Source organism: Chryseobacterium lathyri (genome assembly GCF_019970085.1).
GTDB lineage: Bacteria > Bacteroidota > Bacteroidia > Flavobacteriales > Weeksellaceae > Chryseobacterium > Chryseobacterium lathyri.
The window spans coordinates 62,746-84,136 of sequence record NZ_JAHXYG010000002.1 but is presented as its reverse complement, the minus strand read 5'-3'; the positions used below and the strand labels follow the sequence as shown (position 1 = coordinate 84,136).

Annotated in this window: 18 protein-coding genes; 7 read left to right on the top strand and 11 right to left on the bottom strand. The window is 38.5% G+C overall.

Going from position 1 to position 21,391, the window contains the following annotated elements:
* Positions 1-16 precede the first annotated feature (16 nt).
* Positions 17-889, bottom strand: coding sequence for a 4-hydroxy-tetrahydrodipicolinate synthase (gene dapA, locus LC418_RS05745; RefSeq protein WP_223558408.1), 873 nt, complete (start codon positions 887-889; stop codon positions 17-19).
* 194 nt (positions 890-1,083) lie between these two features.
* Between dapA and LC418_RS05740 the strand changes: the two genes are divergently transcribed.
* Genes LC418_RS05740 through recO form a run of 4 tightly spaced genes read left to right on the top strand, consistent with a single transcriptional unit; the run spans position 1,084 to position 5,738 of the window.
* Positions 1,084-1,842, top strand: a complete 759-nt coding sequence (locus tag LC418_RS05740; protein WP_223558407.1) for a 5'-nucleotidase C-terminal domain-containing protein — start codon at positions 1,084-1,086, stop codon at positions 1,840-1,842.
* Positions 1,842-2,792: a bifunctional metallophosphatase/5'-nucleotidase gene (locus tag LC418_RS05735; protein WP_223558406.1), complete on the top strand. Its 951-nt coding sequence runs from the start codon at positions 1,842-1,844 to the stop codon at positions 2,790-2,792. The genes LC418_RS05740 and LC418_RS05735 overlap by 1 nt, the downstream gene beginning before the upstream one ends.
* Position 2,793: 1 nt before the next feature.
* Positions 2,794-5,052, top strand: a complete 2,259-nt coding sequence (gene porZ / locus LC418_RS05730; protein WP_223558405.1) for a type IX secretion system anionic LPS delivery protein PorZ — start codon at positions 2,794-2,796, stop codon at positions 5,050-5,052.
* Positions 5,052-5,738, top strand: coding sequence for a DNA repair protein RecO (gene recO / locus LC418_RS05725; RefSeq protein ID WP_223558404.1), 687 nt, complete (start codon positions 5,052-5,054; stop codon positions 5,736-5,738). Before porZ ends, recO begins: the two co-directional genes overlap by 1 nt.
* A 32-nt stretch (positions 5,739-5,770) precedes the next feature.
* On the opposite strand, the gene LC418_RS05720 is transcribed toward recO, so the two are convergent.
* The 4 genes from LC418_RS05720 to LC418_RS05705 all read right to left on the bottom strand — a co-directional run bounded on the left by LC418_RS05720 (position 5,771) and on the right by LC418_RS05705 (position 10,598).
* Positions 5,771-8,428, bottom strand: a complete 2,658-nt coding sequence (locus LC418_RS05720) for an MGH1-like glycoside hydrolase domain-containing protein (protein ID WP_223558403.1) — start codon at positions 8,426-8,428, stop codon at positions 5,771-5,773.
* A gap of 191 nt (positions 8,429-8,619) precedes the next feature.
* Entirely contained in the window at positions 8,620-9,429 is an 810-nt protein-coding gene (locus LC418_RS05715; protein WP_223558402.1) for a glucose 1-dehydrogenase, read from the bottom strand.
* Positions 9,430-9,502: 73 nt separating this feature from the next.
* Positions 9,503-9,976 (bottom strand): GNAT family N-acetyltransferase, encoded by a 474-nt coding sequence (locus tag LC418_RS05710; protein WP_223558401.1) that lies wholly within the window; start codon positions 9,974-9,976, stop codon positions 9,503-9,505.
* Positions 9,977-9,980: 4 nt separating this feature from the next.
* Positions 9,981-10,598, bottom strand: a complete 618-nt coding sequence (locus LC418_RS05705) for a DUF1684 domain-containing protein (RefSeq protein WP_111959135.1) — start codon at positions 10,596-10,598, stop codon at positions 9,981-9,983.
* Positions 10,599-10,736: 138 nt separating this feature from the next.
* Here LC418_RS05705 and LC418_RS05700 point away from each other — a divergent pair, with 138 nt between their 5' ends.
* Positions 10,737-12,320: a GMC family oxidoreductase N-terminal domain-containing protein gene (locus tag LC418_RS05700; protein WP_223558400.1), complete on the top strand. Its 1,584-nt coding sequence runs from the start codon at positions 10,737-10,739 to the stop codon at positions 12,318-12,320.
* A 2-nt stretch (positions 12,321-12,322) separates the two neighbouring features.
* On the opposite strand, the gene LC418_RS05695 is transcribed toward LC418_RS05700, so the two are convergent.
* The 3 genes from LC418_RS05695 to mqo are packed head-to-tail and all read right to left on the bottom strand — an operon-like array spanning position 12,323 to position 15,183.
* Positions 12,323-13,189 (bottom strand): AadS family aminoglycoside 6-adenylyltransferase, encoded by an 867-nt coding sequence (locus tag LC418_RS05695; protein WP_223558399.1) that lies wholly within the window; start codon positions 13,187-13,189, stop codon positions 12,323-12,325.
* A gap of 9 nt (positions 13,190-13,198) precedes the next feature.
* Positions 13,199-13,624 carry a hypothetical protein gene (locus LC418_RS05690; protein WP_223558398.1) on the bottom strand — a complete coding sequence of 142 codons (426 nt, stop codon included), beginning with the start codon at positions 13,622-13,624 and terminating at the stop codon, positions 13,199-13,201.
* 53 nt (positions 13,625-13,677) lie between these two features.
* Positions 13,678-15,183 carry a malate dehydrogenase (quinone) gene (gene mqo, locus LC418_RS05685; protein ID WP_111959126.1) on the bottom strand — a complete coding sequence of 502 codons (1,506 nt, stop codon included), beginning with the start codon at positions 15,181-15,183 and terminating at the stop codon, positions 13,678-13,680.
* A 259-nt stretch (positions 15,184-15,442) separates the two neighbouring features.
* Between mqo and LC418_RS05680 the strand changes: the two genes are divergently transcribed.
* Positions 15,443-16,840: an aminopeptidase P family protein gene (locus LC418_RS05680; protein WP_223558397.1), complete on the top strand. Its 1,398-nt coding sequence runs from the start codon at positions 15,443-15,445 to the stop codon at positions 16,838-16,840.
* A gap of 280 nt (positions 16,841-17,120) precedes the next feature.
* Here the strand turns inward: LC418_RS05680 and LC418_RS05675 are convergent, their stop codons facing one another.
* The gene (locus LC418_RS05675) at positions 17,121-18,161 is read right to left on the bottom strand and encodes an NAD(P)H-dependent glycerol-3-phosphate dehydrogenase (RefSeq protein ID WP_223558396.1); all 1,041 of its coding nucleotides are present in this window, start codon (positions 18,159-18,161) and stop codon (positions 17,121-17,123) included.
* A 226-nt stretch (positions 18,162-18,387) separates the two neighbouring features.
* Here LC418_RS05675 and LC418_RS05670 point away from each other — a divergent pair, with 226 nt between their 5' ends.
* A complete protein-coding gene (locus tag LC418_RS05670) occupies positions 18,388-19,416 on the top strand; it encodes a M23 family metallopeptidase (RefSeq protein ID WP_223558395.1) in 1,029 nt (342 codons plus the stop codon).
* A gap of 119 nt (positions 19,417-19,535) precedes the next feature.
* On the opposite strand, the gene LC418_RS05665 is transcribed toward LC418_RS05670, so the two are convergent.
* Both LC418_RS05665 and LC418_RS05660 read right to left on the bottom strand, forming a co-directional pair.
* Positions 19,536-20,711 carry an MBL fold metallo-hydrolase gene (locus tag LC418_RS05665; RefSeq protein WP_223558394.1) on the bottom strand — a complete coding sequence of 392 codons (1,176 nt, stop codon included), beginning with the start codon at positions 20,709-20,711 and terminating at the stop codon, positions 19,536-19,538.
* Between the two features lie 18 nt (positions 20,712-20,729).
* Positions 20,730-21,383: an NAD(P)-dependent oxidoreductase gene (locus LC418_RS05660; RefSeq protein ID WP_223558393.1), complete on the bottom strand. Its 654-nt coding sequence runs from the start codon at positions 21,381-21,383 to the stop codon at positions 20,730-20,732.
* Positions 21,384-21,391: the final 8 nt, after the last annotated feature.

Sequence of the window (21,391 nt, the reverse complement as noted above, 5' to 3'; positions counted from 1 at the left end):
TCACTATTCACATCTTTTAAATTTTCGCCATTTCAGCTTTAATTTTCGCGTAAAGACCTTCTGAAGCAGGAACTAAAGGAAGTCTCAGATAGTTTTTAATAATTCCTTTTTCTGTAAGGATTACCTTGATTCCGCAAGGATTTCCTTCTGCAAAAATCAGTCTTGTAATTTCTACCAGCTTATTATGAATATCATAAGCTTCCTTCACTTTTCCATCAAATGCCAGCTGGACCATGGTAGAAAATTCTTTCGGATAACCCTGCCCTATTACAGAGATTACTCCGTCTCCTCCCGCTAAAGTCACAGGAAGCGTATATTCATCATCTCCGGAAACCAATGAAAATCCTTCAGGTTTCTTTCTCAAAATATCAAAATACTGAAGAATATTGGGTGCCGCTTCTTTGATCATGAATAGATTCGGGAATTCGTTGGCCAAACGAATAGTGGTATCAGCCTCAACATTCTGACCTGTTCTTGACGGAACATTGTAAATAATAATATTTTTTCCGGTAGATGCCAGCATTTTATAGTGCTGGTAAAGGCCTTCCTGATTAGGTTTATTGTAATATGGAGATACCGAAAGTACGGCATCAAATGCAGAAAGATCTGCTTCTTCAATCTGTTTCTTTACTTCAAGAGTATTATTTCCGCCAATTCCCAAAACCAGGGGGAGGCGTTTATTATTAACCTTAATGATATGCTCAATTACCTGTTTCTTCTCCTCTTCAGAAAGTGTTGCAGCTTCTGCTGTAGTTCCCAAAACAACCAAATAATTGGTTCCGTTTTCGATATTATACTCAACAAGTTTTGTTAAACTATCGAAATCAACGGATAAATCTTCATTAAAGGGTGTTACCAACGCAACACCTACTCCTTTTAAAATGCTCATCTGTTAGAATTATTTTTTTCAAATTTAATAATTTACGATAAGAATTTATAATAAATAATAATGTTTTATTATACATATAATTATATTTGCATATACTAAAAGATATTATGACATCGCTATGATCGAAGTTGTTTACAAAAACACTATAATTAATGGTGATTACATATGACCTTTAAAAAAATAATTTGCAACATATGAAAAATAAATTCTTGTTATTAGGAATTGCTCTGGCCACACTTACTGCCTGCAAAACAGCATCTACACTGCAGTTGGCACAAGTTCAGCCTCAGAAAAACATTTCTATTAATAATGAGCTAAAGAATGATGAGGAGTTTGTAAAAGTTATTGAACCCTATAAGCAAAAACTGGACAAAGAGATGAATCAAAAGATCTCCCACACCAGTATAGATCTTACAAAACAGGGTGATAACAGTAATCTGGGCAATCTTTTGGCCGACTATACCTTTGAAGGTGCCGATGCATGGACGAAAAAGAATCTTAATAAAAGTGTAGATGCTGCCCTGATCAATATCGGCGGAATACGTACTACAATTGGAAAAGGAGATATTCTTCTGAAAAGTGTTTTTGAAGTAATGCCTTTCGAAAATGAAGTGATCATTGTAAAAATGAAAGGATCGGATCTGCAGGGACTTTTTGATTATTATGCAAAAACTCAGGTCAATAATCCTGTTTCTCATTTATATATTGAAACCAATAACGGGCAGCTTACCAAATCCCAGATTAATGGGAAACCAGTAAATCCTGATCAGGATTATTATATCGCTACTTCAGATTATCTGGCGCTTGGCGGAGACAATATGAAATTCTTTTCTAAAGGGGAATCTATTTCTACAGGAATCAGATTAAGGGATCTTTTCATTGAATATTTCAGAAAAACGTCTGAAATAGTTCCAAATACAGATGTTCGTTTAAATTTTATCGGTAAGAAATAATGGATAGAAAAAGTTTTTTAAAAGTAATAGGTAGCGGATCTTTAGCAGCAGCTTTAGCTCCCAATATGATGATGGCAGAAGAATTGAAATTCAATCCTTTTCAATCTGAAAATAAACTCACCATTCTTCATACCAACGATCAACATAGCAGAATAGAGCCTTTTGACGCAAGCTATACCAAAAATCCCAATCAGGGAGGATTTGCAAGAAGGGCAAGCTTGATACAGCAGATCAGAAGCCAGGAAAGCAATGTTCTTCTTCTGGATTCCGGTGATATTTTTCAGGGCACTCCTTATTTTAATTTCTTTGGGGGCGAACTGGAATTTAAGCTGATGTCTATGATGAAGTATGATGCTTCAACAATGGGAAATCATGATTTTGACAATAGCCTGGACGGTTTCCTGAAAGTTCTTCCTAATGCAAAATTTCCATTCATCTGTTCAAACTATGATTTTAAAAATACAGTTCTGGATGGAAAAACTTCACAGTATAAGATTTTTAATAAAAATGGAATAAAAGTCGGAATTTTCGGAGTAGGTATTCAGCTGGACGGCCTTGTGGGTAAGAAGCAGTATGGTGAAACCGTATATTCAGATCCTGTAGATGTAGCACAACATTATTCCAATTTCCTGAAAAACGAACAAAAATGTGATCTTGTGATCTGCCTTTCTCATATCGGCTATGATTATAAAGATGAACCCAATAAAGTAAGCGACAAAATTCTGGCTGCCAAAACAGAAAATATTGATATTATCCTGGGTGGGCATACCCATACTTTTTTACCTGAACCGCAGACGTTTACCAACAGACAGGGTAAAAATGTTCTGGTAAATCAGGTAGGATGGGCAGGTCTTCTTCTTGGCAGAATAGACTTTTACTTTGATGCAAATAAAAATGTAAAGCATATTTCCTGGAACAACCAGATCATAGACAGCAGCATAACCGTATAATATGAAAAAACTCTCTTTAATCTCTCTTGGTATTTTAGCATCCCTGCAGTTCGTGAATGCGCAGGTGATTTCGTCAAAAAAATGGACGGATCTTTTTTCTTATAACAATGTCTTGGCTATGAAAGAAGACAATGGGAAAATAATTGCCGCTACTGAAAACGGGATATTTTACTATACCATTTCAACCGGAGAGATGACCAAGCTGTCAAAAGCTAACGGACTCCATGACGTTAATATATCCGCCTTCGACTATAACCCACAAACTAAAATAGGTGTAATAGGATATGCAAACGGTTCTATGGATGTGATTACCCCGCAGGAGATCAAATATATTGTTGATATTCCTATCGCAACCGGCTATAACGGAAGCAAAAGGATCAATCATATTTCAATTACAGGGGATCAGGCTGTAGTATCAGTAGGCTATGGAGTTTCTATATTTAACATTAACAAAAAAGAATTCGGAGATTCTGCATTCTTTGTAACCGGTGGTGTATATGAAGCCAGCAACGAAGCAACCCTATTTGGAAACAAAGTATATTCTGTAACCAATACCGGCCTTAAAAGCCACGAAATGAACACTACATTTCCGGTATTCTCTACCTGGTCGACAGAAATTCCCGGATCTTATAAACATATTGACGCTGAATCCTCTCTTATATTTTCATCCGCCACCTCCGCATTTATCTACAATAACGGTACGGGCACCCCGCTTCCGGCAAGTTTCGGAAACATCCAGGATATTGTTATCAATTCAAGCAACATTATAGTAACAGACAGCAGAATATATACATTCGGACTAAACGGAGTATCTTTAGGCGCTGTAAGTATGGGGGAAGATTGCAACACAGCCATAACAGCTAACGGAAAGGTATACGGCGGAACAATACTGTCGGGAATAAAGGAAGAAAGTGGTACTACTTATAAACCATCAGGGCCATATTCAAATTCTTCATACAAGATCAATCTGTATGACAATAATCAAATGCTGGTGTCTTCCGGATCAAGACTGAACAGATACAATCAGCCAGGAGATAATCCTAAAAAACCCGGATTTTATTATTTTAACGGATCAGAGTGGCTTCGATCATCTTTTTTTTCAACAACTTCCGCTCCAATCAATGTCCTGGATGCTGTATTCAACCCGGCTAATAACAATGAAGTATTTTTTACGAATTATACAACTACTGCCCAGGGAGTTTATAAAATGAAATATAATGCCAGCAGTAAAGATTTTGATTTTGTGAAGCGCTATGATCTGGGATCTCCGGGTGATTATTCACACCGCCCCGTAGGTTTCGCTACAGACCCGCAAAATAATCTTTTTGTTTCTTTTGGGTTCAACTATGGAAGTCCTTCCATTGGAATCTATGATAGAGGAACTGATGATTTTGTGATAAAAAAATTCGGAATAACAAGTGATGGTGTACAAACTCCTGTCTATTATGAAAATATGCTGTGGATCCCAACCCCGAGAAGCAATAATTTTATAGTTTACGATTATAAAAATGCGACCAATCTTTCTGATGACACTGATTATATATTACAAGATACCAACGGATTCGCAGGAAATGCAAGAGGAACCTTATCAGTAGCTTTTAGTAAATCAGGAGATGCCTGGATAGGCAGTGACAGCGGTTTAAGAATATTACCCAATGCTGCTACAGGAATAAAAAATCCGGATCCGAAAGTGGAACCAATCATCATAGAACAGGGCGGACTTGGAGAAGAACTTTTCAGAGATGCCCAAATACAGCAGATAGAAGTAGACGCCGGAGATTATAAATGGATTTCTATAGACGGTGGTGGTGTATATTACCTTTCTTCCGACGGACAGCAGACTATAAAACATTTTACAAAAGAAAACTCCCCTCTTCCAACCAATTCCGTTACTGATATAAAGGTAGACAGAAAAACAGGAAAAGTATATTTTGTAACGTTTAACGGTATTGTAGCTTATCAGGGGGATGTAGCAGATGTGACTGCCAACTTCGGGAATGTGGTAGTCTATCCTAATCCTGTAGTCTATTCAAACTTTAAAGGAAAAGTTACTATTAAAGGGCTTGCAGAAAAAACAAATATCAGAATTGCTGATGCGGCAGGAAATGTAATACATTCTGCAGTAGCCAGAGGAGGTTATTATGAATGGGATCTTAACAACATGAAAGGGAACAGGGTAGCTTCAGGTATTTATTTTGTATTGATGACCAATGAAGACGGTTCAGATAAAGCTACTGCAAAAATAGCTGTGGTTAATTAATGAATTCACAAAACGGATTTTTATTATCATTCATAAAATACGGTGAAAATGATGCAGTTCTGCATTGTTTTACAGAAGACGAAGGCTTTCAGACCTATTTCGTAAAGGGGATTTATTCCAAAAGAAATAAAAAGAAAGCTCTGCTTCAGCCTTTGAGTATGCTCAGCTTTACCATTAATCCTGCAAGAGGCAACGGAATTCCTTCAGTCTCAAGATTTGAGTTGGTAAAGAACTATGATATGTATATGGATATCAAAGCCAATACAGTCATATTCTTCATCTCAGACTTTCTGAATCAGGTTTTAAGACACGAAAATAAAAATCCAAATCTATTTTTCAGTATCGATGAATTTGTCAATGAACTGGCCGGCAAAAATTATCAGTGCCATCTTCTTTTCTTAATTGCGATATTGAAAATTCAGGGAGTAGCTCCTTTGATCAATGACGGCCAATATTTAGACCCCGAGACAGGAATATTCTCTGTAGCTCCTTCTCATCAGTTGTTTACCGAAGAAATATCAGCCATCTGGAAAACAGCCATCTGCTCAGAAAATCTTTATGCAACAAAGATACACCCCTCATTAAGAAAAGATTTTTTGGATAGTCTTCTGGTCTATTACCATTATCATATTACAGACTTTAAAATACCGACATCGCTGGAGGTTATCCAGCAGATTTTTGAATAGTCTGAAGGTAAGGAATGTTGAACTCCCAGCCATTATCCCTTTGCCTCTTCAGGCATTTCCGTTTCAGATTCTGCTATTTCTTTTTTGGAGAATCTTGGCTGCAGAATCTTTGCAATAAGGCCCGTCCATCCTGTTTGATGGGAAGCTCCTACTCCTCTTCCATTATCCCCATGAAAATATTCGTAGAATAAAATATAGTCTTTAAAATCCGGATCAGTCTGAAATCTTTCATACTGGCCGTTGACCGGACGTTTTCCGTTTTCATCCATTAAAAAAATTTTAGATAGCCTTTTACTTAACTCATCTGCAATCTGGTCCAGGTTGGAATAGTTTCCGCTTCCGGTAGGATATTCCACCAGAAAATCGGGGCTGTAATAGAAGAAAAACCGCTGAAGACTCTCAATAATCAGAAAATTGATTGGAAACCAGATTGGTCCGCGCCAATTGCTGTTTCCCCCAAAAAGGCTGCTGTCACTTTCCGCAGGAGTATATTTTACACAATAATCTGCTCCGTTCAAATTCAAGGTATAGGGATTCTGTTCATATTCTTTCGACAATGCCCGCACTCCATACTCGCTTAAAAACTCTTCAGGATTCAGCATTCTTTTGAGCAGCCTTTTTAACCGATGGCCACGCAACAGCGACAGAAGATGTTTGGAATCCTGTCCCTTCACTTCCCATCTTGATACCAGGGAAGCCAGTTCCGGTTTGTTTTCAAGAACCCATTTCATTCTCTTTTTAAAATTGGGCAGATTTTCGATCATTTCATCATCAATTACCTCTACGGCAAACATAGGTATCAATCCCACGATAGTTCTCAATCTTAAATACATATGATTGCCATCGCTGGAAGAAATAGCATCATAGAAAAATTCATCTTCCTGATCCCAAAGACTGAAATCCTCATCCCCCATATTATCCAGTGAATTGGCAATGGAAAGGAAGTGCTCAAAAAACTTCATCGCCATTTCTTCATACACATTGTTATACAGTGCCAGCTCAAGAGCAATTCTCATCATATTCAGGGCAAACATGGCCATCCAGCTTGTTCCGTCCGATTGTTCCAGCTGTTCACCATTCGGAAGCGTCGTGTTTCGGTCAAAAACTCCGATATTATCAAGACCTAAAAAGCCTCCTTCAAAAATATTATTACCATTATTATCTTTTTTGTTGACCCACCATGTAAAATTCATGAGCAGCTTCTGAAATGCACTTTCCAGGAATTCAATATCAGGTTTCCCTTTGATATATTCATCAATTTTAAAAACCCTAAAAACCGCCCAGGCATGAACCGGAGGATTCACATCGCTGAAATTCCATTCATAGGCAGGAAGCTGTCCGTTAGGATGCATATACCATTCAAACAGGAAAAGTTTCAACTGGTACTTTGCAAAATCCGGGTCAATTAACGAAAAACTGATCATATGAAATGCCAGATCCCATGTCGCATACCACGGATATTCCCACTTATCGGGCATAGAAATGATATGCTCATTATTAAGGTGCTTCCATTCAAAATTTCTGATCTTCTCTCGGGATTTTGGAGGCGGCATTTCTGCAGGATCTCCTTTCAGCCACTTTTCTACATTATAGTGATAAAACATTTTGTTCCAGAGCATTCCGGCAAAAGCCTGCCGTTGGACCAATTTTTCATCTTCTGATTCTATACCTTTCTGAATTTCAGTGTAAAACTCATCCGCTTCTTTTTTCCTCACATCAAAAATATCTTCAAAATCAGCAAATGGATCTTTTAAGTCCTTATCCGTCATTCTGAATTCAAAAGTTCTTGTTTCTCTGGCTTGCAGGATTTCATCAAGAAGAAAAGAAGCCTTAGTTCCGGTACTCTGGGGATTTACGGACTGGGAATTTCCATTAATAACAAAATCATTGATTCCATCCTTACAGTATTTTGATTCGTTGGCCGACTGATAAAGTTTTTCGGTATTGGTTTCATTATCACAAAACAGGGTCTTCAGAGACTGCCTGGCATATACATTTTTGATTTCAATATTTTTGTGGTTAACCGAAATATGCCGCGCATCTTCGCTGCTCAGTTGTGGCTTATAGCTATCATAACCCCATTTCCAGGTATTCCTGAACCATATTGTTGGCAGTATGACAATAGGAGCTTCATTCTGAGATTTGTTGATTATTGTAAGCCTGATCAAAATATCATGCTCACTTTCTTTAGCATATTCAATAAAGAGATCAAAATATTCATTCTGATCAAAGATTCCTGTATCAATCAGTTCATATTCCGGTTCATTCTTATTTCTTTCTGCATTGACTTTTAAAAGATCTTCATAAGGAAAAGCATTCTGAGGATATTTGTACAGCATCTTCATATAAGAATGAGTAGGTGTGGAATCCAGATAGTAAAAATATTCTTTTACATCTTCCCCATGGTTTCCCTGTCCGTTGGTAAGACCAAAGAAACGCTCTTTCACCATTTTATCTTTTTTATTCCAGAATCCTATAGAAAAAACCAACTGCTGAAGGTCGTCACAGATCCCGCAAATACCCTCTTCACCCCAACGATAGTTTTTGGCTTCTGCAGTATCATGAGTGGTATAATTCCATGCATCCCCAGTTTCGCTGTAATCTTCACGGACCAGTCCCCACTCACGGTTGCTGACATAAGGACCCCATTTCTTCCATAATATTTCTGAAAGTCGTTGTTTTTCGGACATGTGTAGTTTTTTTGTAAAATTTATTGATGAATAGAGATAAGAATAAAGAGGAAAGACTTAAGACGTGAGACGTCAGATTTTCAAACTATTAAAATAGAAACTTTAATTACTAACAACAAGCAAACTAGCAACCATTTCACTCTCAAACCCTAAAACTCTCATGCTCTCGAACCCCGAAGCCCGCACCGCGTCTACCCTCCTGTAGAAAAGCTCTCGAAAGTGGTCATTGCTCCGTCTACAAAAATGCTGGTTCCCGTGATGTAATCTGCCAGGTCACTTGCTAAAAAGGCAGTTAAGTTTCCGATATCCTGTGGCTGCCCGATTCTGTTGTAAGGGATAAGATTCAAGAGTGAGTTCAAAGCCTGAGGAGTACTCCAAGCATCTTTATTGATCGGTGTTTGGATAGCACCGGGACAGATAGAATTGACACGGATCTTATCTGCTCCATATTCCTGTGCAAGGGTTTGCATCAGCATTCTTATGGCTCCTTTACTGGCTGCATAATTGGCATGGCCTGCCCAAGGAATAATTTCATGTACCGAACTTATATGAATGATTTTTCCGCAGGCAATGGAACGGGACGGATCTATACCACGACGCAGAAATTCTTTTATGGCTTCGCGTGCGCAGAGAAACTGTCCGGTAAGATTCACTCCTATCACTGCATTCCACTGGTCGAGGGTCATTTCAGTAAATTTCGAGTCTTTTTGAATTCCGGCATTATTGATCAGAATGTCTACCGTTCCGAATTGTGATACGGTATCCTGAAACATTTTGATGACCTGATCTTCTTTGGAGACATCACATTGGTAAGTGATTCCGTTTCCGCCTGCATCTGTAATTTCTTTTAAGACAGCCTGTGCCTCATCTGTTGATCTTTCTGAAGAATGATTGACAATAACCGTCGCCCCCGCGGAAGCCAGAGATTTTGCAATTCCTGAACCTATTCCGCTGGAAGCTCCTGTAACGACAGCTACCTGATTATGAAGTGATATTTCCATATTTTATGATTTGATGTTACTCAAAGTTATGGAAACAATTCAGCAGGATGGAATTTTTGAATTTAAAATTTTCTTAAAATTTTTTATACATCAGGTACTGGGGACCGCTTCTTCCTATTCTGGTTTTACCGTCGTACAGATAACCTGCTTTCAGGTAGATATGATATGCTGAAACATTTTTCTGATTAACCGCAAGAACAATTTCATCACAATCCGGAAAATTTTCTTTGACAAATCCATCCACTTTCTGCATGGCTTCTTTCCCGATTCCTTTTCCCTGTAAGCCAGGATTTATAGACAAAGATCTTAGTAAAACAGATTTTTCGTTGTCTGTAAGATCCAGCTTATCTTCCCCGAAATCCAGGACAAAAAAACCTGCAGGTTTTTCATTTTCAAAAATGGTAACGGCGAATGTTTTACCATCATTCCTCTCTTTTATCCTATCCAAAGCTTTTTTTACCGTTGAAGTATACTGCTCCTGATTTTCATCCAGAGCGTAATCAAGTTCCGTGAAATCGGATTCTTTAAAAAACTCTAATCTGACCATATTCTTAATGATGATAAATATCCTGATACATTACACCGGCTCTGATCTCAACCGGAAGCTTATTTTCCTCAGGAACGATCGGACAGTTGTAATCGTAGGCATTGTACGCACAGTAAGGCTGATAGGATTGATTGAAATCCAGGATAATGGTATTTCCCTTTGGAATCTTCAGATCCATATATTTTCCGCCACCGTAGGTTTCTTTTTCGTTGGTAGCGTCCCGGAAGGGTAGAAATAAATAGTCTTTATATTTTTTCTGCTTAATCAGATCAAGGCTTTGATACAAGGTCAGTGTATAGGACTTTCCGTCCAGCTGAAATGTTGCTTTTCCATATTCCTTATAAGATTTCGTTTTACCGGAAGAAGTTGGAAGCTCAAAAGGTCTGGCATTTTTTGTTTTACTAAATTTAGCCGTGACCATATATTTTAAATCTACCGGAAAGAACGGATGCCCTTTAAAATTGGTAAAGTTATCTCCGCGTAAAGGCGTTTCCTTTGGGTTAAGATATTCTGCATTGAGATCTTCCTGAAACTTCCTGATTTCCATGATCTCTTTTGAGACCATTTTTTGAGAAAAGATAAAAAGCGGAAACAGCAGGAACAGTAAAATATATTTTTTCATGATTTTTTCAAAAACTATGAGTAAAACTATGAATTTTCCATGGCATGAAAAGTTAAAATTGTAATAAAAATATACAATCTGTTTTAAATAATCCGTCCTTCAATTTCTTTAGCATATTTTTTGCCCCCTACAGAGCACATGGACAGAAAGAAATTCATTAAGACAGGCATTCTCGCGGTATCAGGTTTTTATTTCCTTAATTCTAATCTGTTTCAGGCCGTAGAGCCCAGAACAGGAAAACTGAAAAAGGAGACTATAAACGCCCCCATACTTATTATTGGCAGCGGATACGGAGGTGCTGTTTCCGCCCTTCGGCTCTGTGAAGCCGGAAAAAAGGTCATTATGCTGGAAATGGGCCTCAACTGGGAAAAATCAGGGATTCCATTTTCAAATATGCTGAAACCGGGAAAAAGTGCTGCATGGCTGAAAAAAAAGACCATCGCGCCATTCATGAATATTTTTTCTCTGACTCCTTTTACGGGAACCCTGGACAGAATGGATTTTGAAAATATTAATATCTGGGTTGGCAGAGGCGTTGGTGGCGGCTCTCTTGTCAATGGCGGAATGGCAGTAACTCCGAAGGAAAGTTATTTTAAAGAAGTATTTCCTGATCTGGATGCTGAAAAGTTCTATAATCACTATTTTCCTTTGGTACACAAAGAACTGAAGGTAAATGTTATCGGTGAGCAGTTTTTAAAGGATTGTCCTTATTATAAATTTACGAGAGTGGGTGAAGCAGAAGCCCATAAAGCAGGCTTTAAAACCGTGCGGGTTCCGAATGTCTATGACTTTCAGTATATGGAAAAGGAATACAGAAATGAAGTCCCCCGCTCTGCTTTTAACACGGAAGTAATCTATGGAAATAATCACGGAAAGAACAGTCTGGATAAAACGTATCTTAAAAAAGCCCTGGAAACCGGAAATCTTGAGATCCTGGACCTTCACTGTGTTGAAAATATTAAGCTTAATGATGATAAAACCTATACTTTAGAAGTTCTGCAAACCGATACTTCAGGAACTGTAATTTCTGATAAAGTATTCAATTGCAGAAAGTTGATTCTGGCTGCCGGAACAATGGGAACTTTAAAACTGCTGCTACATTCTCATGCAGTTCATGGTTTTCCTATTCACGAACAGGTTGGAAAAAACTGGGGGAATAACGGTAATTTCATGACCGGAAGAAACTGGGTAAAACCACTTTCGGGTGGAACAGGTTCCAAACAATCGACCATTCCTGTGGGTGGTATAGATAACTGGGATGATAAGGAACATCCTTTTTTTACAGAAATCGCTCCGCTTCCGATGGGAATGGATGTGGCAACGGCATTGTATCTGCTGATCAACCGGGTGGATAAAAAGGGAGAGGTTTCTTATGACAGCACAAAGAAAAACCTCAGTTTGGACTGGAACCAGAATCATACGGCTAAAATGAGGGAGAATGCTGATTATTTCATAAAAAAGATGAACAGAGCCAATGGCGGAACGAGAAGCCATTTCTTATTTAATAACGGTTTCGGTGCAGATGTGTGCTACCATCCATTGGGCGGCTGTGTTTTGGGTAAAGCTACTAATGAATATGGAAAATTAAAAGATCATGACAATCTTTATGTTCTGGATGGATCTTTGATTCCGGGAACTATTGGTGTCAATCCGTTTGTGACAATCACCGCCATTGCAGAATACTGTATGGAAAACCTGATTACGCAGAATGAATTTGCCTGACATCAGGGCATGGATTTCACCTCAGCAAGGTACTTCCTGATATCATGTTCATGTTTTTGAGGGTATTCAAAATCAAGCTTCTGTGCCAAAGCCGTTCCCAGCTCATGTACAAGATCAGCAGCAGCGTATAGGGCATGCCAGTTATCATTAATATTGCTGCCTGAAAATGTAGCTTCTACCCGTTCCCAGAGTTCCGCAGAAAGATATTTTCTGAAAAGGCGGCCGTGTTTATTGGTCGTTATATTTTTCCAGTCGTGAAAGCTGGCAATATACCACTCGATGAGAGGGACCAGATAATCTGTCCTGATCACATCTTCGGACATGAATTTGGCATAAAACAGATCTCCGCGTTTAAGACATTTTGCCACATAGGTTGTATCCCACCAGAAATCATTCATTAATTGCTGAAATCTTTGTTCTGTAGGCTTCTGGATCATAACAGATTGATAGGTTGGAGACTTCAGGCTTTTAGTAAGGTTGTCTTTATCAACCAGAACTTTATAGCCTACATCCCAATCTTCCGGAAGCTGCTCTTTCTGTACCTCTTTTAAAAACTCTGATCTCTGATAAAGTTTAAAATCAACCTTCACATGATCGGCGTACAATACCATTTTCATGGCATGTTTTCCGTCAAAATAAGTCTCATTTTCCTCAACCATGGAAATAGGCTCACCAAAAAGATAAATCCATTTTTTATCAGCCTCGTATTCCTTCATGTTTTCAAAAACCAGCTCTACATCAAGATCACTTAAATCATCTATAGGTGCATAAGGGTTGACCAGTGAACTGGTCAGCAGTACAACATGGATATCAGGATTGTTTTCTGCCCAAATAATGATCTGTTCCAGTTTTTCTTGGCGTGCTGTCATGGTTTTCCGTTAATACGATTCTGATATTTTCACGCGGTAAACGTCCAGAGAATTTCTTTTAATAGACTCCACAAAAAAGCCTCCTTCTTCCGGAATAACTTCTTTGAGGTCGAAACTTTTACAGTCTCTCGGCAAACCGGAAAACACTAAAGTAAACCAGAAATCCCGCATAAACGGAACAGCTGTCCAGTTGGGATAGATCGTAATATTCTCAGCATGGATCAGCTTACTTTTATGGTCAGACTGGTTATCAAGAAGATAAGTGGAGTTCCAGATCCTGATCAGATTGCCCAAAAACGGTGATGCAGGGAAACAGCAGTGTACAATAACCTGCTTCTCCTCTTCTATTTTGGTTTGAAGAGATTCCAGGAGTTCTTTGGCAATAACGGGCTTTACAATTACTTCTTCCACCTTTATAACAATGTCAATTGTCAATGGTGAATAGTCAATTTTTAGAATTCACAATTGACTATTCACCATTGACTTTTTTAATATTCTAATTCCAGTTTTTCTTTGGTATAATTCCTTACTTTCTCTGTAAGCTCAGGATTTTGGGCTAATTTTTGTCCATACGAAGGAACCATTTCCAATAACTTCTCTTTCCATTCTCCGTTTAATTTTTCAGGGAAACATTTCTCGAGAACATTCAGCATGGCATATACTGCTGTGGAGGCTCCCGGAGAAGCACCAAGCAATGAAGCGATGGTTCCGCTTTTATTTACAACGACTTCGGTTCCGAATTCCAGCTTTCCGCCTTCTTTTTCGTCTTTTTTAATGATCTGTACTCTCTGCCCGGCTACTTTCAGTTCCCAATCTTCTTCTTTGGCATCTTTGATGAATTCTCTCAGGTGCTGCATTCTCTGGGACTTCGTCATCGCCACCTGCTGAATAAGATATTTAGTCAGAGGAAGATTATGCCACCAGGCACCAAATAGTGATCTTAAATTTTTTGTATTAACACTTTCAGGCAAATCCAGATAACTTCCTTCTTTCAGGAATTTTGTAGAAAATCCGGCAAAAGGCCCGAAAAGAAGTGCTTTTTTACCATCAATAATTCTAAGGTCTAAGTGAGGAACAGACATTGGCGGAGCATCTACTGTCGCCTGGGTGTATACTTTTGCATGATGCTTTTCTACCAATTCCTGATTATGACTCACAAGCCATTGGCCGGAAACAGGGAAACCTCCATATCCTTCGCTTTCTTTGATATCCGAGCTGCCCAGCAGCGGAAGCGCATACCCTCCGGCACCAATGAATACAAAATCAGCAACTACTTCCTGTTTATGATTGTGGATTCTGTCTTTCACCTTCATTTCCCACTTCCCGTCTTCTCTTGGATCAACGTCTTTTACTTCGTGATACAGGAATACCTCAACATTAGAATCTTCCAGCAAATGCCTTCCCATTTTTCTGGTTAATGTTCCGAAGTTAACGTCTGTACCCATATCCATTTTGGTCGCTGCCATTACTTCAGACTGATTTCTTTTGCTCATTACCAAAGGAATCCACTTTTTAAGCTGTTCATGATCTGTAGAATATTCCATCCCGGAAAACAATACAGATCCCGCCATTTTTTCATGACGTTTTCTAAGATATTCAGCATCTTTTTCACCAAATACCAGGCTCATGTGAGGGCAGGAATTGATAAATTCTTTAGGATCTTTAACGTATCCCTGGGTAACAAGGTAAGACCAAAACTGTTTTGACATTTCAAACTGCTCTGCGATACTTTCTGCCTTAGAGATATCAATACTTCCATCCGGCTTTTCAGGAGTATAATTTAGTTCACAAAATGCGGAATGCCCTGTTCCTGCGTTGTTCCACGCTGCTGTACTTTCCTTTGCAAATCTTCCGAGCCTTTCAAATATGGCGATCTCAAGATTTGGATCAAATTCATGAAGCAGCGTTGCTAAAGTGGCGCTCATAATTCCGCCGCCTATCAGTACAACGTCATATTTTGGTTTCGGTGTTCTGCTTGTAAGCGAGTGTGGCATAATTCTAAATTTTACTCAAATTTCGGGAAAAGTTTTATAAATAAGGATGGGTTTAACGATTTTAACACGTTAATTTTTTGCACTTAAACAGTTTTCTAACAGGCAAAAAAATTCTATGGAAACTGTCAATATTGCACTATCGAAATAAGTAATCGGATTATCTCTTTATTATTTATTATAACTTTTATATTTTAGCTTATAATTTGCAAATATCAATTCATGAACACTTTTTGAGATATTTGTTTTAATATTTAATAACATGTTTGAAAAGAAAGTGTACGTTCAACGACGTTCTGTGTTAAAATCGAAATTAAATTCCGGGATATTGCTCTTTTTAGGTAATGAAGACAGCCCGATGAACTTTAAAGATAATATATATCACTTCAGACAGGACAGTACCTTTCTGTATTATTTTGGAATTAACGAACCTTCACTGGCAGCCATTATCGATCTGGATGAAGATGAAACCATTCTTTTCGGAAATGAAATGAGTATTGATGATATTGTGTGGATGGGCAGGCAAAAAACGTTAGCAGAAAAAAGTGCAGATTCCGGCTTATCAAATATTCTTCCGCTGGATCAGCTCGACATTTACCTCAAAAAATACCAGGGAAAAAACCGTACCATTCATTTTTTACCCCCTTACCGTCCGGAAAATAAAATTAAACTCGCAAATTGGTTTGATATTCCTATTGATCAGTTAAAAGAACGTTCGTCACTAAGTTTCATAAAAGCTATTGTTGCACAGCGTTCAATAAAATCGGCTGAAGAAATTACAGAGCTGGATCGTGCAGCATCGATATCAGCTGACATTCATCTAATGGTAATGCAACAGGCAAAACCAGGAATGTATGAGCGTGAACTTGCCGCAAAAATACAAAGCGAAGCATTGGCTTCAGGAGGTAATCTGGCTTATCCTGTCATTCTAACGGTTCAGGGTGAAATCCTGCATAATCACTATTATGGCAATCAACTTAGGGAGGGTCAATTAGTCTTAAACGATTCCGGAGTGGAAACCGCTTTAGGATATGCCGGAGATCTTACCCGTACTTTCCCTGTAGGCAAAACATTCAGTGCAGAGCAAAAGGATGTTTATGATATCGTACTCAGTGCCTATCATCATGCAAAAGGTCTTTTGGCACCTGGTGTCAGGTATCTGGATGTTCATTTGGCTTCGTGCAAAATACTGGCACAGGGCTTAAAAGACATCGGCCTGATGAAGGGTAATATAGAAGATGCTGTACAGGCTGGTGCCCACGCTATGTTTTTTCAGTGCGGTACAGGTCATATGATGGGTCTGGATGTTCATGATATGGAAGATCTAGGTGAGCAATACGTAGGATATACTGATGACCTTGTTAAAAACACTACTCAGTTTGGCCTTAAATCTTTAAGGTTGGGTAAAGCACTGGAAGCAGGTTATGTGTTAACCGTTGAACCGGGTATTTACATTATCCCGGAACTTATCGACCGTTGGAAAGCGTCTAAGCAATTTGCTGAATACATCAATTATGATAAACTGGAAACATTCAGAAACTTTAGCGGCATCAGGGTGGAAGACGATTTTCTGATTACGGAAAGCGGAAGCAGAATGTTGGGTAAACATTTGGCTTTAACTACTGAAGAAATCGAATCGATCAGACACGAGGCTTATTAAAAAACAGAATATTTTTGAACCATTAAGATAAGCTTCGCTTTAAGTAACGCTGAATTAAAAATCTATTTGATTTTTCTTAATGAACCTTAATCCCTTTAGTATTCTTAATGGTTCAAATGTATGGTGTTTGGTTACCCATTTATAGTTATTAAGTTCAGTCTCATTTCCGGCAGCTTGATTTCTAATCTTTATTTCGAAGTCTGATCACAAAAATAAAAACCTTCATTCACTTAAAGCGTGAATGAAGGTTTTTATTTTTAAATTGGTGGTTAAACCGGATTTAATTCAGTTTTGCCGTTAATTTTTTAAACTGTTTTTCTGCATTTTTACCTTCATAAAGGATGGCGTAAACCGTATCAATGATCGGCAGTTTCAGATGTTTCTGCTTAGCTGTTTTATAGATGGAATCTGCTGCATAATACCCTTCTGCCACCATGTTCATAGACTGGATTGCTGATTTCACAGTATATCCTTTTCCGATAAGGTTTCCTAAACTCCGGTTTCTTGAGAACAAAGAGTATGCTGTTACCAGCAGGTCACCCAGATAAGCGCTTTCGTTAACATCTCTTGGGGCTTCATATACAGCTTCCAGGAAGATTTCCATTTCACGGATCGCATTGGAAACGAAAACAGCAGTGAAGTTATCTCCATAACCCAATCCGCTTGCTATACCCGCACCAATCGCAAAAATATTTTTAAGGATGGCACTATATTCATTTCCTAAGATATCTTTACTTGAATGTACTTTGATAAAATCTGAACTGAAAATTCCTTCCAGTTTGTCAGCCGTTTCATCCTCCACGGCAGCAACAGTAAGGTAAGAAAGTCTTTCCATAGCAACTTCTTCTGCGTGGCATGGTCCTGCAATAACAGCCTGGTTTCTGAAACCTATTTTAAATTCATCTCTTAAATAGTGGGCTACCACATCATTTACTTTAGGAATAATTCCTTTAATGGCGGAAACAAAGATCTTATCACCATATTCACAGGTCATTTTATCCATTGTGTCCGACAGGTAAATGGAAGGTGTTGCCAATACGATCACGTCGCAGGCACTCACCAGCTCGTTGATATCTGTTGTAAGTTTCAGACTTTTAAGATTAAAATTAACTGCTGTAAGATAGGAAGGGTTGTGTCCGCGGAGCTCAATAGCCCCTTTTACAAATTCATTTCTTACGCACCAGTGTACTGTTTTACAGTTTTCAACAAGCATTTTTACGATAGCGGTTGCAAAACTTCCGCTTCCTACTACTCCTACCGAAATGTCTTTCTTATTCTTTTTTGGATGAGAAGATTCTGAAATTATTTTCTTTTTAGCCATAATTGGAATGTGAACTGCAAATATATTAAAACATAGACGGAACGCAGACTTTGAGGCTATGATAAAAACCACTTTCTGAAAAAATTAACACTTGAACACAATTAAATATCTAATCAGACGTTAAATACAGAAAAAACTAAGTTTTATTTAAAAATATGCCTCAAATAGTATTTTTAATTAAATTTGCACGCTTAAAACCGTTTTGTAATATACTAAGAGAAGAAAAATGAAGAAATTTCTAAACAGCAAGAAGAACGTAAACATTCTCCTCAGAGGACTTTTGCTAGTAGTTTTTGCCCAGGCCATCTTTATCGCCAGGTTATTTTCTGAAAAGGATGACAAGATGTATGAAGTGAACCTTGTCAAAATAAACACTGAAAAAGACAGTGTAGATTATTTAAAAATGAAAACAGATCTCACTTTGGTAGATCAGACTGTAGCTGAACTTAATTCATTCCTGAGGTCCAAAGACATCGCCAACGAAAAAGTGATGATCCTGAGTAAAGACAGTATCTCGAATTCTGTATATCTGGCAAAGCAGGCCAACCGCTACAGCCAATATCTGATGAATCTTCAAAAAAAGCTGATGGAAGTTCCCCTAGGAATGCCTACCGATGGATATATCTCCTCTAATTTCGGCATCAGAAAAAATCCAATTCCTTTTAAAACCGTATTTGCTTCTGTAAAACCTAGTGCCGCAGAATCCAAACCTATGGCTGCTGCCGCACCAAAACCGGAAGTAAAAGCTGAACCTGTTGAGAAAATCATTGAATTAACAGACAGCTACGGAAATAAAAGGGAAGTAAAAGTGATGGTTACCCCAAAAGCCGCTCCGGTTGCGACCACACCACCTTCAGCTGCTGCATCAACAAAAGCTGTTGCCGGCAATACCTCAACGAAAGCCCCAATGGAAAAGAATAATCCACCTGCTGAAGCCGATCAGATGCAGTTTCACAAAGGACTGGACATTGCGGTTGCTTACGGCTCGGATGTGAGAGCTGCTGCTGCAGGAACAGTCATTTTCTCCGGCCAGAAAGGCGGTTATGGCAACTGTGTTATTGTTTCTCACGGAAATGGGCTGGCTACACTTTACGGTCACTTATCCCAGCTGGTTTCAAAAGTAAACGATAAGGTAAAGGTAGGACAGGTTATTGCCAAATCCGGGAATTCCGGGCGTTCTACGGGACCCCACCTTCATTATGAAGTACATAAAAACAATACTCCGGTGAATCCGAAACTGTTTATGAACTTATAAAAAAATGGCTGTCTGTTCTGACGGCCATTTTTTTGATATTATTCAAGGACTAAAATCTGTGGGAGATTGATTCACACAAAAAACTGCCATCATGTGACGGCAGCTTTTTATTAAGTCTATTATTTCAGAATTTTAAGGGTTCCTTTCAGGTGAGTGAACGATCCGTTAGGTTCTGCAATATTGGTGTAGATTATATTCTTATTATAATCCTGAACATGGGTAACATTAGAGCCTAATTTAGGTTCGTGCCAGTATACCATAAATACATTCTTTGCTACTTCTACAGCAGTGTACTGTACGGTATCTGTATTGCCTTTCCCAATTCCTGAAACTCCAGTAAAGGACATTTCTTTGTTATCTTTAAAATCCAGAATGAATTTAAGTGTTCCGAAATCAACTTCCACTTTGTTTCCTATCGCCGGATAAGGAGACTTCAGATCCCAATTCATTTCGCCAAAGAAAACTTTTGCTCCCATTCCCAGCTCATCTTTTCCATGAAGATCAGGATATTTTTTAACCATAAAATCTACAACAGCAGAAGACGTTTTGTTTTCAGTGACTGCTTTTTTATAGGTTTCCAGATAGTTTTTAACGAAATCCAGAGATTGTGGAGACAAAGACTGTTTTGCAAAATGAGAAGGAACTACCTGTTCAGGTTTTAATGCTTTCATCGCATCAATTTGTCCGATCCACTGATCAATGGCTTTGATATTCTGGGTGTCTGCCATCCAGATATGGGAATCTACGGAAACAGAAATACCGCCAGCCACTGTTTTTAAAGATGGAATCCACACAAAACTGTGAGCCGGATCTTCGGCAATCTGTTTTATCTCGATCTTATTTCCTTCCAGGTCCGGAATTGCATTGGCAGCTTCCGGAATAATAATTTCTGAGGGAGCATCTTCTTTTAGCTGTGGTTTCCATACGGCCATTTTTTCATCTTTGGATGCGGATATAAGGTAGGCAGTCTGTGCTGTTGAAATGATCTTTGCATTGGGAAATGCTTTTTTAATGACATCTAAACCAAAATAAAAATCGGGATCACTGTGGGAAATAAAAACTGTTTTCAGATTTTTTCCTGTTGCCTTGATTTCTTTCACCAATTGTTCTGCATACTGCTTCTGAAACTGGGCATCAATAAGCACAGCGTCTTTGTCACCATAAATAATGGTGGATGTAATAGGAAAAATAGCCTTGGGGCCGGGATTATAAATTTTAATCTTTAAATTCCCCGCAAACATGATGGCTACAAATCCCAGCAGTGCCAGCAGTGATAATAATTTCTTTTTTAACATTGTATATTTTTTAATGAATTAATAAGCTGCTGTGAAACGCTCACGGATATGGTTATTTTGTTCCAGTTCGTCTACCAAAACTGCAGCTACATCTTCTACAGAAAGACGGCTTCTTCCGTTTTCATCAAAAACAGGAGTTTCTAAAGAGGTTCTGTACTTTCCTGTTCTCTCTCCTACATTCGCCTGATTCATTTCAATGGCAGGGCTGAAAAAAGTCCAATCCAGTGTACTGTTTTCTTTGATTTTGTTTAAATAATCTCTTGCTGCTGTTGCTCCCGGTTTGTAAGCTTCAGGGAAATCCGGAGTATCTACGATCTGTACGTTGTCCGGAGTGTAAAGGCTCCCCGCTCCCCCAACTACAATAAGTCTTTTTACACCTGACTGCTCTACTGCTTTTTCAATATTAATGGAACCGTTCAGGAAATCGTTATAAAGATTTGGATTGGTCCAACCTGCATTGAATGCACTGATCACGGCATCACTTCCTTTTAAAGCTTCTGCAAGTTCTTCTGTATTGTTTACGTCAACACTTTTTGCGGTTACATTTTCCTTTGATTCTACTTTAGAGGCATCTCTTACCAAAGCTTCTACAGCATATCCTCTTTCTGCTAATTCATTAACTACTTTTTTTCCTACAAAACCGGTCGCACCGATTACTGATACTTTTTTCATAATATTTT

Bases quoted from the DNA above. Each gene is read 5' to 3' on its own strand.
- LC418_RS05680 (WP_223558397.1), top strand. From the start codon at position 15,443: ATGTTTGAAAAGAAAGTGTACGTTCAACGACGTTCTGTGTTAAAATCG.
- mqo (WP_111959126.1), bottom strand. From the start codon at position 15,183: ATGCCACACTCGCTTACAAGCAGAACACCGAAACCAAAATATGACGTT.
- recO (WP_223558404.1), top strand. From the start codon at position 5,052: ATGAATTCACAAAACGGATTTTTATTATCATTCATAAAATACGGTGAA.
- LC418_RS05740 (WP_223558407.1), top strand. From the start codon at position 1,084: ATGAAAAATAAATTCTTGTTATTAGGAATTGCTCTGGCCACACTTACT.
- LC418_RS05695 (WP_223558399.1), bottom strand. From the start codon at position 13,189: ATGACAGCACGCCAAGAAAAACTGGAACAGATCATTATTTGGGCAGAA.
- LC418_RS05670 (WP_223558395.1), top strand. From the start codon at position 18,388: ATGAAGAAATTTCTAAACAGCAAGAAGAACGTAAACATTCTCCTCAGA.
- porZ (WP_223558405.1), top strand. From the start codon at position 2,794: ATGAAAAAACTCTCTTTAATCTCTCTTGGTATTTTAGCATCCCTGCAG.
- LC418_RS05715 (WP_223558402.1), bottom strand. From the start codon at position 9,429: ATGGAAATATCACTTCATAATCAGGTAGCTGTCGTTACAGGAGCTTCC.
- LC418_RS05735 (WP_223558406.1), top strand. From the start codon at position 1,842: ATGGATAGAAAAAGTTTTTTAAAAGTAATAGGTAGCGGATCTTTAGCA.
- LC418_RS05660 (WP_223558393.1), bottom strand. From the start codon at position 21,383: ATGAAAAAAGTATCAGTAATCGGTGCGACCGGTTTTGTAGGAAAAAAA.
- dapA (WP_223558408.1), bottom strand. From the start codon at position 889: ATGAGCATTTTAAAAGGAGTAGGTGTTGCGTTGGTAACACCCTTTAAT.
- LC418_RS05705 (WP_111959135.1), bottom strand. From the start codon at position 10,598: ATGAAAAAATATATTTTACTGTTCCTGCTGTTTCCGCTTTTTATCTTT.
- LC418_RS05710 (WP_223558401.1), bottom strand. From the start codon at position 9,976: ATGGTCAGATTAGAGTTTTTTAAAGAATCCGATTTCACGGAACTTGAT.
- LC418_RS05665 (WP_223558394.1), bottom strand. From the start codon at position 20,711: ATGTTAAAAAAGAAATTATTATCACTGCTGGCACTGCTGGGATTTGTA.
- LC418_RS05675 (WP_223558396.1), bottom strand. From the start codon at position 18,161: ATGGCTAAAAAGAAAATAATTTCAGAATCTTCTCATCCAAAAAAGAAT.
- LC418_RS05700 (WP_223558400.1), top strand. From the start codon at position 10,737: ATGGACAGAAAGAAATTCATTAAGACAGGCATTCTCGCGGTATCAGGT.
- LC418_RS05720 (WP_223558403.1), bottom strand. From the start codon at position 8,428: ATGTCCGAAAAACAACGACTTTCAGAAATATTATGGAAGAAATGGGGT.